We start from the raw sequence: 13,025 nt of genomic DNA, 5'->3' as shown, positions 1-13,025 counted from the left end.
CCATGTTGAATTTTCGTTTTGAACGGGCAGGGCTTGAGGATGTGGAGGAGCTTGCTCCGCTATTCGATGAATATCGCAGCTATTACGGCCAAGCCTCTGACCTGGAAGCTGCACGGGAATTTCTGAAGGCGAGGTTGTCCAATGAGGAATCTGTAATTTTTATAGCAGCAGCCGGTGAGGGTGCGGACAAGCGGACGTATGGAATGGCACAGCTGTACCCTTCCTTCTCCTCCATTACAGTTCAGCCCGTATGGATTCTGAACGATCTGTTTGTGACGGAGGCGCAGCGCGGGCATGGACTTGGCTCACTGCTGCTTGAAGGCGTGCGCGGATTTGCGCAGGGGACAGGTGCGAAGGGACTGACGCTTTCAACGATGACTCATAATACCGGCGCACAGCGTCTGTATGAAGCCCAAGGCTACATCCGGGACGAGAGCTTTTTCACTTATCATTTATTTTTTTAAAGACATAGTTAGTTAGGGGAGTTTACGTGGAGACAAGCAATAAGCTGGCTGTGTTTTTTGATCTGGATGATACGTTGTACGACCATTTGGTGCCTTTCCGGGAAGCGGTGCGCGAGGTGCTGGCGCCAGATGAAGACAAGCTGGATTATGCGGAGCTGTTCTACACCGTACGGCATCACAGTGATTTACTGTGGCCGAAATATCTGCGCGGGGAGCTTGAGCTGGAGGAGACCCGGGTGATGCGGCTGGAGCTGGCTTTTGCCGAATATGGCCTGCCCTTGAGCCGGGAGCAGGCAGCCAGAGTTCAGGCCTCCTATATTGCCCGCCAGTACACGATCGAGATGATCGAAGGCGTGGCGGAGCAGCTTCAGCGCTTCATTGCCCTGGGTCATCCGGTAGGCATTATCACCAACGGCCCGCTGCAGCACCAGATGGGCAAGCTGCGCGGGCTGGGTATAGATAAGCTCATTCCGCCGGAGATGATCTTCATCTCGGATGCTGTGGGTCTGGCTAAGCCCGACCCGGCGATTTTCGCCCATGTCAATAAGATGACGGGAACTGCACCTGAGAACAGCCTCTATGTAGGTGATACATGGGCTAATGATGTGGTCGGTGCGCTTGCGGCGGGCTGGAAGGTATGCTGGTACAACCCACGCGGCCGGCAGCCGGGGGGAGATCACACGCCAAGCTATATTTTCACCAATTATAAGGAGTTCAGTGAGCTGCCGCTGGTATGACAAAAAAGGTGCCCTCCCCAAAGGAAGGCACCTTTTTCTGCTTGCATACGATGCTGTACATCCATCACTGCGCGGTATTAATTAGCGAAGCTGTACGTAGGATCGGTCAGATTCAGCCGTTCTCTCAGCGAAGAGGTGGCATAAATCTTGTTGTCGTCTGTGATGAAGAAGGCATCGACCTTCTCCGGGAGCGCTTCAAGATACTTCATGCCGTCTTCGAGACCCATCAGGAATACACCGGTTGACAGGGCATCCGCATCTGTTGCGTTCGGACTCATAATGGTAATGCTCTTCAGCCCGTTCTGGGACGGGAAGCCCGTCCGCGGGTCCAGAATATGATGGTAACGCACACCGTCCTGCATGAAGAAACGTTCGTATACCCCGGATGCATCAATAACCTCGTCAGAGATTTTGATTGTACCCAGCTGTGTACCGCGGCTCTGATCGGGGTCCTGCAGGCCGATATTCCACGGCGAGCCGTTCGGCTTGTTGCCAAGTGCAATAATACTGCTGCCGCCGAGATTGATCATCGCACTGTCCAGGCCTTGCGCCTTGAGATAGTCGGCGATCCGGTCAGCGGCATACCCTTTGCCGATCCCGCCCATGTCCAGCACCATGCCTTCTTTGGCCAGCTTCACCGTCTTCGCGGCATCATCCACAATAACATCCTTGTAATTGGTCAGGCTGCGGGCTTTATCAATCGCTGCTTGATCGGGAACACGTTCTCCGCCTTCGCCGATTGCCCAGAGGTCAACGAGCGGTCCAACAGTCGGATCATATAGCCCGTCCATTTCTTCGGCATATTTGAGGGAAAGCTTCACGATATCCAGCGTTTCGTCGGATACGGCTACGGCTTCTTTACCGGCTGCCTGATTCACAGCGTATAATTCCCCGTTCTCCTTGGTGCGGCTGAACTCGATGTCCATCCGTTCCAGCATCGCCTGAATATCATCCATATTCTTCTGCTCTACAGTATCACCGAAGACCTTGATATTCACGACCGTATCATAAATATAAAACGTCTGTTCCAGGGACTTCGTATCGCCATCTTTTGTGACCGTTGCACCGCCGGGGGTTTCAGTAGTTGTGCTGTCTTTTCCATTGTTGCCCACCAAGAGCCAGATGCCCACAGCTGCGACGATAACAATGACGAGAGCGGCCAGAATAACGCCGGATTTCTTGTTCTTAAACATATTCCACCATCCATAAAGTTAGTTTCTTGATCACATCTTTATTATCATACCCCAGAAAGAATGGCAAGGGATACTAATTTCATGACATTTTGTGCAGAAGAGCAGCTTGCAGAACGGAAGCGGATTGAAAATTTTATCAAAAAGTTGTCTTCTTCCCGGGGACATGGTAAATTGATTTGTGACTTAGTGACCAAAAATTAAATTTAGTCAATTTATGGTCGTACAGAAAGAAAGGAGTTTTACCTATGTCCATTGACCGCAAGGCGTTGATCCTGCAGGCAGCGACCCTGTCCTTTGTACAATTTGGCTATAAAGCTACGACTATGGATCAGGTATCCAGAATCGCCAATGTGGGCAAAGGCACGATCTATACTTTTTTCAAAACCAAAGAAGAGCTGTTTGAGGAAATTCTGGACAAGGCTTCGCAGGAATTAATGTCGGTGATGAACCGTGTAGCGGCAGAACAAACGACCTTTGTGCATAATTTGCTTAATCTGCTGGATTCTATTCTGGAATTCCGGTCTGATCATGAGCTATTTGTGAAGCTCGCCCAGGAGGTGCGGGACATCGGAACAGCCCAGGCGCTGGAAGGTGTTAAGCGGATGGAGGCATACGCGCTGGATTTCTTGAGACAGCAGATTGAGGAAGCCATCGGCAGCGGTGAAGTGAAGCCCTGTGATTCCAGTGTTGCGGCATTTATGATTCTGCGAATGTACCTGGCGCTCACAACGGAATGGAACAAATCCCATGAACCGCTGGACAAAAACCGGATTAAAGAGCATATGATCCTGTTCATTTCAACGGGGATTCTACTATAGTGTAGGTAGACAAACTAGACAATTATTGTAATAAATTAACAAAGTCCGCCTTTCCCGGTTGAGCGTAGTCCGCCTCCCGTCTATAATGAGAGCGTCTTCATATATACCGGAAAGCGAGCTGATCCAATTGAAGGGCAATAACAATGATTTTACCGGCGGCAGAATGGAAGGTCCGGCGGCCCCCAAAGATCCGGAGGAGAGAAGAGGCGGCTTCTTCGTCATGTTCGAAACAGCGATCGAGGCGACAGCCAGAGCGGAGGGCAGTCCATCCCAGGAAGTGTATCTGGAAGGCAATTATCTGACGGATAAGGCAAGATACATAGGCGGGATTACGGATGAGGGGATGCTGGCGCTTCTGACAACCTGGGCCGGGTTCCGTGAGCTGGTGCATAGTATCGGGGTGTCCGTGAAGACCGGTACCGGCAGTGAAGGGGGAGAGGTCTCCTTTCTTATGCAGAACTGGGGCAGAAGCAGCAAGTATGAGACAGGGACGCAGCTTCGTGTCCCCTGTCCGGGGGACGGGACGGAGATATTGCTGAAGCTGGAGGAGGCCATGTGGTCCGGGGACGATATAAGTCCCGGTAAATTCGCTTTTGAATTTGGCCGTGAAGGAGAGCTGGCAACGGCGAGTATTATTTTCTATTTGAATGACGGCTATACTGCGCCAGAAGCTACAATGGAAGCTCCGGTTGCCTTCGGTTCGCTGGAATACCGCGCAATGATTGCTAAGTCTCTGCTGCATTCGGGCAATAATTACCGGCTCAGAACAGCTATAGACAAGGCAATCAAGGGGGAGGATGTCACCATTGCTTATATTGGAGGGTCCATCACCCAGGGTGCAGGGGCTAAGCCGATCCACACCGGATGTTATGCTTACCAGTCATATTTGCAGTTCAAGGAGCAGTTCGGTAAGGACGGTGGTGAGAATATCCATTATGTGAAAGCCGGAGTAGGCGGGACGTCTTCTGAGCTTGGAGTGATCCGTTATGAAAGAGATATTCTGCGGGAGGGTGCGGTAACGCCGGACATCGTGGTGGTGGAATTTGCAGTGAATGACGAGGGTGATGAAACGAAGGGCAATTGCTTCGAGAGCCTTTGTCTAAAAATCCTGTCTGACCCGGCCCGGCCCGCCGTGATTCTGCTGTTCAGTGTGTTTGTGAACGACTGGAACCTTCAGGAACGGCTCGCTCCTGTGGGCAGGCACTATAACCTCCCGATGGTCAGCATCAAAGATGCGGTAACCGGACAGTTCCGTCTGAGCAAGACTGAGGGGAACATCATATCGAAACGGCAATTTTTCTACGATATTTATCATCCTGCTAATGACGGACACCGGGTAATGGCGGACTGTCTGGGTTATTTATTCTCCGAGACCTGCCGGTCGCTCCGGGACGAAGAGGATATTACAACCGCTAAAAGGCCGGTCCTCGGAAATGATTACGCGAATATACGGCTGCTTGACCGCAAGAGCCTGACAGGTCTCAGCGATATCGGGGTGGAAGCTGGAGGCTTCGGGGCAACCGACACGGATTTGCAGCGGGTAGAGCTGGATGCCGATCCCTTCGGCACCCCGGAATTTCCGCATAACTGGCTGCATACGGCAGCATCCGGTGAGGAGAGCTTCAGGCTGACCCTCACCAGCAGCAATCTGATCCTCGTATACAAGGATTCGGGCAGCCCTGATTTTGGCCGGGCAGAGATCTTCGTCGATGGCAGCCTTGTGCTGACTGCTGACCCGCATGTGAACAGCTGGACGCACTGCAATCCGGTCATTCTGTACCAGAATGAGCAGAGTCAGCAGCATGTCATTGAGATCCGCATGGCGAAGGAAGATAAGGATAAATGCTTTACGATACTGGGCTTCGGTTATACTGTGTGATGCTTTAAGAACTGGCACATACAACAGGACTGAAGAAGTGAGTTCATTCAAACAATGCAGCAACTTGTGTATTCAGTCCAAGTGGAAAATCAGGATAGTTGTATTATGTACAATTAAAACCTGCGAAAAGGGTTGCTTCCGTCTTATAACTGCAGTCTGTACAACTAAATCCGCCGAAACGGACAGAACCCTCTACAACCGGCATTTTAATTGCACGAAATACAACTAAACGGATAATTGGTTGGTAATCAGACGATTTAGTTGTATAAAGTGCAATTAAGCATGCCGGATACCGTAATCCGATCACTCTAATCCGGTCACCGCAAACCTTCAGTAGTGGCGGAGGAGAATTTTGGAACTGTAGGAGCGACAGCGTCCGCCTTTGTCTGCGGATTTCCACCGCGAACAGCGGGTTAAATTCAAGAAATCTGCAGACGGGCAGCGGCCGGAGGGCCAAACATCCTCTGGAGTCACGGCAATCCCATAATAGAAAAAATACAAGTTCAATCTATATAGGTTAAATCTGGCGCTGCTAGTCCAGCATAAATTCCCTGTATTTATCCTTACGGGGGTTCAGTACGAAGAGAATTCCGCTGGCATAGCCCGAGACGGCATTGAAATTCCGCTTGAGGGTAGCTTTGCCGGTTAAATAGGTCAGTGTCCACAGCAATGCGGCATAATTCTTCACCGGTGCCTTGCGCAGATTAAGCAAATAATAATGATTCACTGCAGTAGCCCGGGCCACCCGGCCTGCCTTGTCGCGGGAGCTGGGCGATTCATGATGCATAATCTTCATCTCCGGATTGATCACAAGCTTGCCGTATCTGCTGGCCAGATGGCACATATAGATATCGTCAGCCACCGCGTAGCTGGTCATCCAGGGGTAAGGCTTCATATCCTGCAGCGCCGACGTCCGGAAGGACATATTGCAGCCATGGAAGAAATCCGTCTCGAAAATATTCTCGGTCTCCCCCCACAGCAGCAGGGAGCCTGCCAGTGTGCTTGCCGACAGCCTGCCGGGTGAAGCCGACATCTGGCAGGTCAGCCTGCCGAGCAGTTTGCCGGACCTGCTGCTGGAGAGGCCCTTGGCGATGCCGCCTACTCCGGCAATGGACGGGTCCGAAGCATAGGTGTCCAGCATCCGGCGGATGTAGAGCGGATCATCCAGCTCGGCATCGTCATCGAAGCTGAGCAGAATCTCACCGTCGATAAGCCCCAGGGCTTCATAGCGGGAGAGCCAGACGCCGGGTTTGGTTTTGCGGTAATAGCGCAGCTCGGCTTGAGGCATACGCCCCAGTACCTTGCGGAAATACTCCAGCACTTTCTCCTCAATCTCGCCGTCATCCACAATCAGCAGTTCAACTGAAACATCCTCCAGCTCTGTCTGCCTGCCGATGGATTCAATGCACAGGGTCAGATCGCTGATCCGGTTGCGTGTAGGAATTACTATAGACAGATCATGCATACCGCTGACTCCTCCCGGGACGTCCTAGACTGTCCGCTTTAATTTTAGATTACAATGCACCGAAAGTACGTGTTGATCTAATTTTACTCCCCCTTTTGTAGGCCGTATATACCACTTTGGTTTACTTTTATTTAGTACAGTTGCGCTTATAATAGAATTAATTTCAGAATGTATATGCTTACAAAACCTAAGCGGATGCTTCCGAAGCAGGTTTTGTACGAATTAGCATCTGAAGAAGCAAAGCTAACAAAACTTTTAGGAGGGGACGTTATGCATGTCGGAATCTTTATGCATACCAATTACTTTGAAGATTTCTTCGTAAAGGGTCTGGGTCTCAGTGAAGAGGAATATGTACATTCGTATCATAACGATTTTTCTTTCGACTATGCGCGTCTTCTGCAAACCAAGGGGATCCGCACGACCATCTATAATTTCACCAGGATTGGGAGTGAGGTCCGCACCTATCAGCACGGAATTGTGGATTGTACAATTAAGTTTATCCCGGTGGGCATGCTGTATAAATGGTATTCCGTCATTCCCTTGTCCCACCGGACACCGATCGGCAAATTCGTATCACAATATATATCTACGATTCAGAGAGACCTGTGTGATATTCTGCGGGGAGACGGAATCAGCCTGATCTATGCCCAGGAATATGCTTCCGGACGCTTTGAGCGGCTGGCTGCCGCTGCGAAGAAGCTGAGCATCCCGATCATTGCCGCTTACCACGGGGGCAGCATCCATAAGTGGATTCTGCCGATCAAGAAGCATACGCTTCATAAGGCAGCATTCATGACTACGCTTAACGAAGATGAGCAGAACAGCATGGTGCGCCACTTTCCGCATCTGGAGGGGCGGATCCGGCTGCTGCCGAATTTCGTGAATTCGGCGATCTTTTACCGGCGGGATAAGGATGAGGCGATAGCCGCGCTGGGGCTGGACCCCGGCTGCAGATATATCATTACCGTTGGACGGCTGTTTGAGCATCAGAAGGGCCATTCGCTGCTGGTGCAGGCCATGGAGCAGCTGAAGCAGCACCCTGACCTTAGAATATTGGTTGCCGGCGGCGGTCCGGATGAACAGAGTCTGAAGGATCTGATCCGGGCCAAGGGGCTGGAGGACCGCTTCATCATGCTCGGTACAATCCGCAACAAGGATATGCTGGCCAGCTATTACAGCGTCTCAGAGCTGTTTGTGCTGCCTTCGCGTTATGAAGGATTGCCGCTGGTTATCCTGGAAGCCGGGGCCTGCGGTCTTCCCACCGTTGCTTTTAATGTGATGGGGGTCAGAGGTCTGGTACGCCACGGGGAGAGCGGACTGCTCGCTGAGGGGCTTGACCCGGCTCAACTAGCTGCATCCCTGGATCAGCTGCTCGGCAATCCTGATAGGTGCCGGGAGATGGGGGCAGCAGCGCTGCAGATCGTCCGCTCTGATTATTCGGAAGAGATTATCGGAGCCAGACTCTACAATCTGCTTCAGGAGAGCTTAGGGCTTGATCCGTCCGCACCGCTCTTCGGTGACGGGTATGCTCCGGAGTTAACGTCTCCCTTGTAGACCGCTGTCTTATTGTTGTGCCGTTGTGACTGAGGCCGCGGCTGCCGGAATACGGCGGATGGTCACTCCTCTAATTGGCGAACCCGTTGCAGATCCGATGCTCTGCGACTACATAGAAGCCTATAGCTGCTGTATACCTGCATAGAAGCCGATGGCGGCTATACAGGCATACAGCAGCTTGTTGCGGAACGGGGGGATTATTTTGGAATTCCTGCCGCATACATAAACAGACCCGACGTAAGCAAGCATCCAATCTGCGTATGATCACCCCGGAATCCTCTCTGAACAATGGAACGCCTCCCTAAATACATCTGCGGACTTGATATGGAATTCACCTGCCGTCTAATCACCGATTAGTCAATGGAATGATCCATGAAGCACCTGTACAATACTATCTGCATTCCGGCAGAAAGTTTGTTTGTAATTTTCGGTTTTTAACTATATAATAGTAAGTGACATGTAAGACTCGTCAATTGTAGTACAGCATTACATCCAATACATTTCAGGAGGAATTCCCATGAGAATAGATATATGGTCCGATTATGCCTGCCCGTTCTGCTATATCGGCAAAAGACGGCTGGAGCACGCCCTGAGCCAGTTCCCGGACCGTGACAAGGTGGAGGTCGTATTCCGCAGCTTCCAGCTGGATCCGAATGCGCGCACCGACGAAACGAGAGATATTCACGATATTCTGGCTGCCAAATACGGCATGACCCGTGACAAAGCTAAAGCTACGAACGCACAGCTCGCCGAACAGGCGCAGGGTGTGGGTCTTGAGTTCAACTTTGATACGGTCCAGTCGACCAATACGTTCGACGGTCACCGCTTAAGCCATTACGCGGCTACAAAGGGTAAAGCCCCGCAAATGACCGAACGGCTGCTGCGCGCGTATTTCACCGACTCGCTGAATCTCGGTGACCGCAAGGTACTGGCTGAGCTGGCCGCAGAGGTCGGACTCGATCAGGCTGAAACGGCTGCGGTGCTGGAGAGCGACGCTTATGCTGATCAGGTAAATGCAGATATTGATGCAGCCCGGCTGCTGAATATCACCGGCGTGCCGTTCTTCGTCTTCAACAACAAATATGCGGTGTCCGGCGCGCAGCCGGGTCCGGTATTCACCGAAGTCCTGGACACCGTATGGGCCGAAGAGCAGAATACCCCTGTGCTCCAGGTAGTCGGCAAGCCGCAGTCCAAGGCAGAAGATGCTGACGGCTGTGATGATGGCTCCTGCAGCATCTGATTCCGCTTAGGCAGACTCGCACACAAATACCCCGCTGTATGGATTCTCTCCATGCAGCGGGGTATTTCGTTTACCTATTCCGGGCCATATAACCGTACTATCTGAACGAAGTTACAAGGCTCGATAACAGCGTGCGCACATCATGCTGGTATTCCTTGATCGGCTCCACCGGACGGTTAATGCCGAACAGGGTGTAGACGGCAATTCGGGCTGCACGGACGGAATATTCTTCCGTGAAGACCACATCATCCGGGATTTCGCAGTATTGGCCGACAAAGGCCAGGTTGCTGGAGCCTTCAGGCACAACCTGCGGCCGGTCGCTGTTCAGTCTTGGCATGAACTGGGATGTGATGTACGGCATCATGCAAGGAATGCAATTGGCAGTAGCCATGATCTCTTCCTTATGCGCCTCGAAATGCAGATGGCCAATCAGCTCCTTCATGATCTCTTCGCCGGTACAGTCGCACATTTTCTTGTGGACATAATCGCCGACCTTGTCCGGATACAGTCCGTAACCCCAGAATACCTTGACATGCTCCGGCTGGTTGCGGAAATGCGGCTGGAAGGCCAATACAACGGACATCAGCCAGCTGGAATCCTTGAAGGTCACGAGTGCTCCGGTGCCGGCCCGGTTGCGGGTGAAGTCTTCCATCAGGTCGAAGAACTTCGAGTCCTGGAAGGTAACCGTGAAGGATTCCCATTTGGACTCGTCCACATGATCGTCGAAGGACGAAGGATTGCCGAGACCCGGCTTCTTGGCGGCGATATTCTCCCACAGCTTCCAGGAGCTGCCCTTGCCGTTCAGACGCGGTGCGGAGGTCATCGATCCGAGGCTGGAGCCTTCGGTCATCGAGCCGTTGGTGATAATCACACGGTCGCCTTCATTAATCTCAATCACGTCTTCCACGCCTTGACGGGAGACCTTCATTTTCGTAACGGTAATGCCGTCGCCTTCTTTGAATTCCAGATCGGTTACCGTACATTTTAACGTGAAATCTACGCCAAACGGCTCCAGATACTGGTGCAGCGGCAGAATAATCGAATCATATTGATTGTAAGGGGTGCGGGTTACGCCTTCGAGCGTCTGAATTCTCGGGAATTCATGAATGAAGCGGATCATATAGCGTTTCAGCTCAACCGCACTATGCCAAGGCTGGAAGGCGAAGGTAGTCGCCCACATATACCAGAAGTTGGTGGTGAAGAAATGCGGTCCGAACCAGTCGTTAATCCGCGCTTTGCCCATTTTGGCCTCCGGAGTAATGATCAGTTTGCCCAGGGCCAGGCGGTCAGCCATATCGAAGCCCATCGAATTGACATCCTGAATCTCACCCTTGCTATCCACCAGGCGCGCCTTGGAGCGGGTTGGATTGGCATCATCGAATTGTGTGATTTCTTCCCGCAGCGTCAGCCCCGGCTGGTCAATCGATGGAATCGTATTTAGAAGTTCCCATAGGTTCTCATAGGTTTCGTCGTTCAGCATCCGGCCGCCGCGGATTACATAGCCGTGCTCCTCATTGCCTGAGCCGTCATTGCTGCCGCCGAGGATCTTCATCTCTTCAATAATGTGAATGTTCTGTCCGGGAAAACCACAGTCTCTGACGAGGTATGCCGCACCCGCAAGTGATGCAATTCCGCCTCCGACAAAATACACCTGCTCGTTACCGTACTCTTTTTTCACTGATTGTCGCCTCCATAGGTTTGCTTGATTGCTGTACCTGAACCGAGTGTAATATAGCGCCGCTGTGGAAGGTATCATCAAAAGTCCGCGAGTGTATGAAATTTGGTCATATGGAGCAAAGTGTATAGTTTTTGGACAGGGAAATAACCCCAAAACATATTATTTCATTAAAAAAGCCGCAACCCGGAGGGTTACGGCATCGCCTGTTCATATTTATGCAGCGCTTTGAGGAAATTTCCTTCGATCAGCACGCTGAGCTTCTCAATCATATGCTTCGGCTGATCCTTCATACCGTCGCGCATCCACTGAATCACAAGCCCGGTGAAGGCCAGCGTGTAGAAGTTAGCGATAAATTGCTTATCCTCCAGCCTGATATCCATCCCGGCGGCCAGCTCGTTAATGACTCCCATGATCAGATCATTAGTTACTTCATACAAGTAGGCATCGAGATGTGTCCGTCCCAGTGAGTCCAGCGTGTTGCAGCAGAAGGCTTTATTGCTCTCGATATAGCAGAAAATCCGGTGAAATCCGTCCGTCCACGTGCTGTAGCTGCGGTACTGGGCAATACTCTCGACCGCCTCAGTCTTGTAGATCCAGCCCAGGAGGTCAAAGATATCCTGAAAATGATAATAAAAGGTCTGCCGGTTCACTCCGCAGTCGTCCACCAGATGCCTGACGGAGATTTTGTTCAGCGGAATATGTGCCATCAGCTCTTTCAGGGAGCGGGCGAGCGCATTTTTGGTCAGCAAGGAATTGGACATCAGGGTCATCAGCTCCTCTTGTAATCCTGTATAAGGGTAGAGTCCGGCCAGCAGAAGGCATCAGCGTCTGCGCAAATATTGAACAAGCAGCCGGCTGCCTTCCACAAGCAAACCAAGGACGAAACCACCCGCCGTGAACAGGAGAAAAGACAGAAAGCCCGCAAGATCCTCCCAGCCTGACATATCGCGGGAAGTGTAAATGAACATCAGGCTGATCCCGAGCACAACGCCTGCGGTCGAGAATATCCACACCAGCCGGGCGCCATACCAGCCGAAGCTGTTAATAATACCGGAGAGCACGATAGAAAGAGCAGCCCAGCGAAGTAAGATCAGAAGATCGAAACTCTCGCCGAGCAGCACGAACCGGTGCAGAATCAGCAGCAGCCACACAATCAGCGCATAACTGACATACCACCAGAGCCAGCGGCCCGTCCTTGCAGGAGGCAGAAAATTCATATGCAGTTCACCCCGCCTTAAGAATTATACCTCCTCCAGTTCCCCGGCGCTTTGCAGCAGGAACTTCAGAAGGTTCGGAATATCTTCCATCTGTTCTTCAGTGATTTGTCGCTTGAACTGCAGTTCTATGCAGTTATTGTACGTATCGCCTTCCTGGCCGTAGCGGAAGCTGAGGGACTGGACAGGCTGGAAATCCGGCCCCCAGATCGTAGACAGAATCTTCTCCGCCGCTGGACACTGCACATTCACATCGTCAATCTCCATATAAAAGCGTAATAGAAGAGTGCAACCGGGATCACTCCCCGGTGTTTCCATAATTTCGTCGCCCAGATCCTTCACCGAAGATTGCAGCATAATTTCGGAGGTTACATTATTGCCTTCAGTCAATTTGAAGGAGAGACTGAACTCCCGTGACATCAGCGCGAGGTTCAGCAAATCCGACCGGTCCGTCACGACAAGGATTCCATCCAGATTATCATAGTCGTAGATCTGGTTCTCAAAAGCGATTTTAATATTGTCAAATACAGTAGGATGGAACAAGAGCGGCACCTTCTAACGTTTCTCTGTATTGTACCATGACGCGGAAAAGAGTGAAAATTAAGAAAACATAGTTGACAAGTAGGCATTATGTGAATAAGATGATTACCACAGTATGTGAGGTTTTTGTAAGAATTTTAAATAGTTTGGCAGAATTGTACATAGGGCAATCATCGTTGCTCACAAAAATCCAAAGGCGTCTTAAGCCGCCTATAAAGTTGGGTTTTCACATTTGAATAGTTA

11 protein-coding genes and 1 pseudogene are annotated in these 13,025 nt (G+C 51.3%); 6 read left to right on the top strand and 6 right to left on the bottom strand.

What is annotated here, in order from left to right; all coding sequences use genetic code 11:
* Positions 1 to 2: 2 nt before the first annotated feature.
* On the top strand, positions 3 to 464 hold the full coding sequence (locus tag GC101_RS13195) for a GNAT family N-acetyltransferase (RefSeq protein ID WP_171717643.1): 462 nt from the start codon (positions 3 to 5) through the stop codon (positions 462 to 464).
* A 26-nt stretch (positions 465 to 490) separates the two neighbouring features.
* Positions 491 to 1,201: an HAD-IA family hydrolase gene (locus tag GC101_RS13190; protein WP_171717642.1), complete on the top strand. Its 711-nt coding sequence runs from the start codon at positions 491 to 493 to the stop codon at positions 1,199 to 1,201.
* Between the two features lie 77 nt (positions 1,202 to 1,278).
* Here GC101_RS13190 and GC101_RS13185 read toward each other — a convergent pair whose 3' ends face one another.
* Positions 1,279 to 2,394: an FAD:protein FMN transferase gene (locus GC101_RS13185; RefSeq protein WP_171717641.1), complete on the bottom strand. Its 1,116-nt coding sequence runs from the start codon at positions 2,392 to 2,394 to the stop codon at positions 1,279 to 1,281.
* Positions 2,395 to 2,639: 245 nt separating this feature from the next.
* Between GC101_RS13185 and GC101_RS13180 the strand changes: the two genes are divergently transcribed.
* Positions 2,640 to 3,212: a TetR/AcrR family transcriptional regulator gene (locus GC101_RS13180; RefSeq protein ID WP_039299874.1), complete on the top strand. Its 573-nt coding sequence runs from the start codon at positions 2,640 to 2,642 to the stop codon at positions 3,210 to 3,212.
* Between the two features lie 163 nt (positions 3,213 to 3,375).
* On the top strand, positions 3,376 to 5,091 hold the full coding sequence (locus GC101_RS13175) for an SGNH/GDSL hydrolase family protein (RefSeq protein ID WP_171717662.1): 1,716 nt from the start codon (positions 3,376 to 3,378) through the stop codon (positions 5,089 to 5,091).
* A gap of 532 nt (positions 5,092 to 5,623) precedes the next feature.
* On the opposite strand, the gene GC101_RS13170 is transcribed toward GC101_RS13175, so the two are convergent.
* Positions 5,624 to 6,556, bottom strand: a complete 933-nt coding sequence (locus tag GC101_RS13170; RefSeq protein ID WP_171717640.1) for a glycosyltransferase family 2 protein — start codon at positions 6,554 to 6,556, stop codon at positions 5,624 to 5,626.
* A 270-nt stretch (positions 6,557 to 6,826) separates the two neighbouring features.
* Here GC101_RS13170 and GC101_RS13165 point away from each other — a divergent pair, with 270 nt between their 5' ends.
* Together GC101_RS13165 and GC101_RS13160 are read left to right on the top strand one after the other, a co-directional pair.
* A complete protein-coding gene (locus GC101_RS13165; RefSeq protein WP_171717639.1) occupies positions 6,827 to 8,110 on the top strand; it encodes a glycosyltransferase family 4 protein in 1,284 nt (427 codons plus the stop codon).
* 517 nt (positions 8,111 to 8,627) lie between these two features.
* Positions 8,628 to 9,350, top strand: a complete 723-nt coding sequence (locus GC101_RS13160) for a DsbA family oxidoreductase (protein WP_171717638.1) — start codon at positions 8,628 to 8,630, stop codon at positions 9,348 to 9,350.
* A 97-nt stretch (positions 9,351 to 9,447) separates the two neighbouring features.
* On the opposite strand, the pseudogene GC101_RS13155 reads toward GC101_RS13160, so the two are convergent.
* From GC101_RS13155 to GC101_RS13140, 4 genes and pseudogenes are all read right to left on the bottom strand, one after another.
* Positions 9,448 to 11,037 (bottom strand): annotated as a pseudogene (locus GC101_RS13155) (oleate hydratase); the annotation flags it as partial.
* Positions 11,038 to 11,219: 182 nt separating this feature from the next.
* Positions 11,220 to 11,789: a TetR-like C-terminal domain-containing protein gene (locus GC101_RS13150; protein WP_042140838.1), complete on the bottom strand. Its 570-nt coding sequence runs from the start codon at positions 11,787 to 11,789 to the stop codon at positions 11,220 to 11,222.
* Positions 11,790 to 11,849: 60 nt separating this feature from the next.
* On the bottom strand, positions 11,850 to 12,245 hold the full coding sequence (locus GC101_RS13145; protein WP_171717636.1) for a hypothetical protein: 396 nt from the start codon (positions 12,243 to 12,245) through the stop codon (positions 11,850 to 11,852).
* Positions 12,246 to 12,269: 24 nt separating this feature from the next.
* On the bottom strand, positions 12,270 to 12,794 hold the full coding sequence (locus GC101_RS13140; protein ID WP_340988647.1) for a hypothetical protein: 525 nt from the start codon (positions 12,792 to 12,794) through the stop codon (positions 12,270 to 12,272).
* Positions 12,795 to 13,025 lie beyond the last annotated feature (231 nt).

Origin of the sequence: Paenibacillus phytohabitans (assembly GCF_013141775.1) — a bacterium.
GTDB lineage: Bacteria > Bacillota > Bacilli > Paenibacillales > Paenibacillaceae > Paenibacillus_AQ > Paenibacillus_AQ phytohabitans.
The sequence above is the reverse complement of the archived record's forward strand: the minus strand, read 5'-3'. Positions and strand labels throughout refer to the sequence as shown.

Excerpts from the sequence above, each read along its gene's own strand:
- GC101_RS13195 (WP_171717643.1), top strand. The coding sequence starts at position 3 with ATGTTGAATTTTCGTTTTGAACGGGCAGGGCTTGAGGATGTGGAGGAG.
- GC101_RS13185 (WP_171717641.1), bottom strand. The coding sequence starts at position 2,394 with ATGTTTAAGAACAAGAAATCCGGCGTTATTCTGGCCGCTCTCGTCATT.
- GC101_RS13180 (WP_039299874.1), top strand. The coding sequence starts at position 2,640 with ATGTCCATTGACCGCAAGGCGTTGATCCTGCAGGCAGCGACCCTGTCC.
- GC101_RS13175 (WP_171717662.1), top strand. The coding sequence starts at position 3,376 with ATGGAAGGTCCGGCGGCCCCCAAAGATCCGGAGGAGAGAAGAGGCGGC.
- GC101_RS13170 (WP_171717640.1), bottom strand. The coding sequence starts at position 6,556 with ATGCATGATCTGTCTATAGTAATTCCTACACGCAACCGGATCAGCGAT.
- GC101_RS13165 (WP_171717639.1), top strand. The coding sequence starts at position 6,827 with ATGCATGTCGGAATCTTTATGCATACCAATTACTTTGAAGATTTCTTC.
- GC101_RS13160 (WP_171717638.1), top strand. The coding sequence starts at position 8,628 with ATGAGAATAGATATATGGTCCGATTATGCCTGCCCGTTCTGCTATATC.
- GC101_RS13150 (WP_042140838.1), bottom strand. The coding sequence starts at position 11,789 with ATGTCCAATTCCTTGCTGACCAAAAATGCGCTCGCCCGCTCCCTGAAA.
- GC101_RS13145 (WP_171717636.1), bottom strand. The coding sequence starts at position 12,245 with ATGAATTTTCTGCCTCCTGCAAGGACGGGCCGCTGGCTCTGGTGGTAT.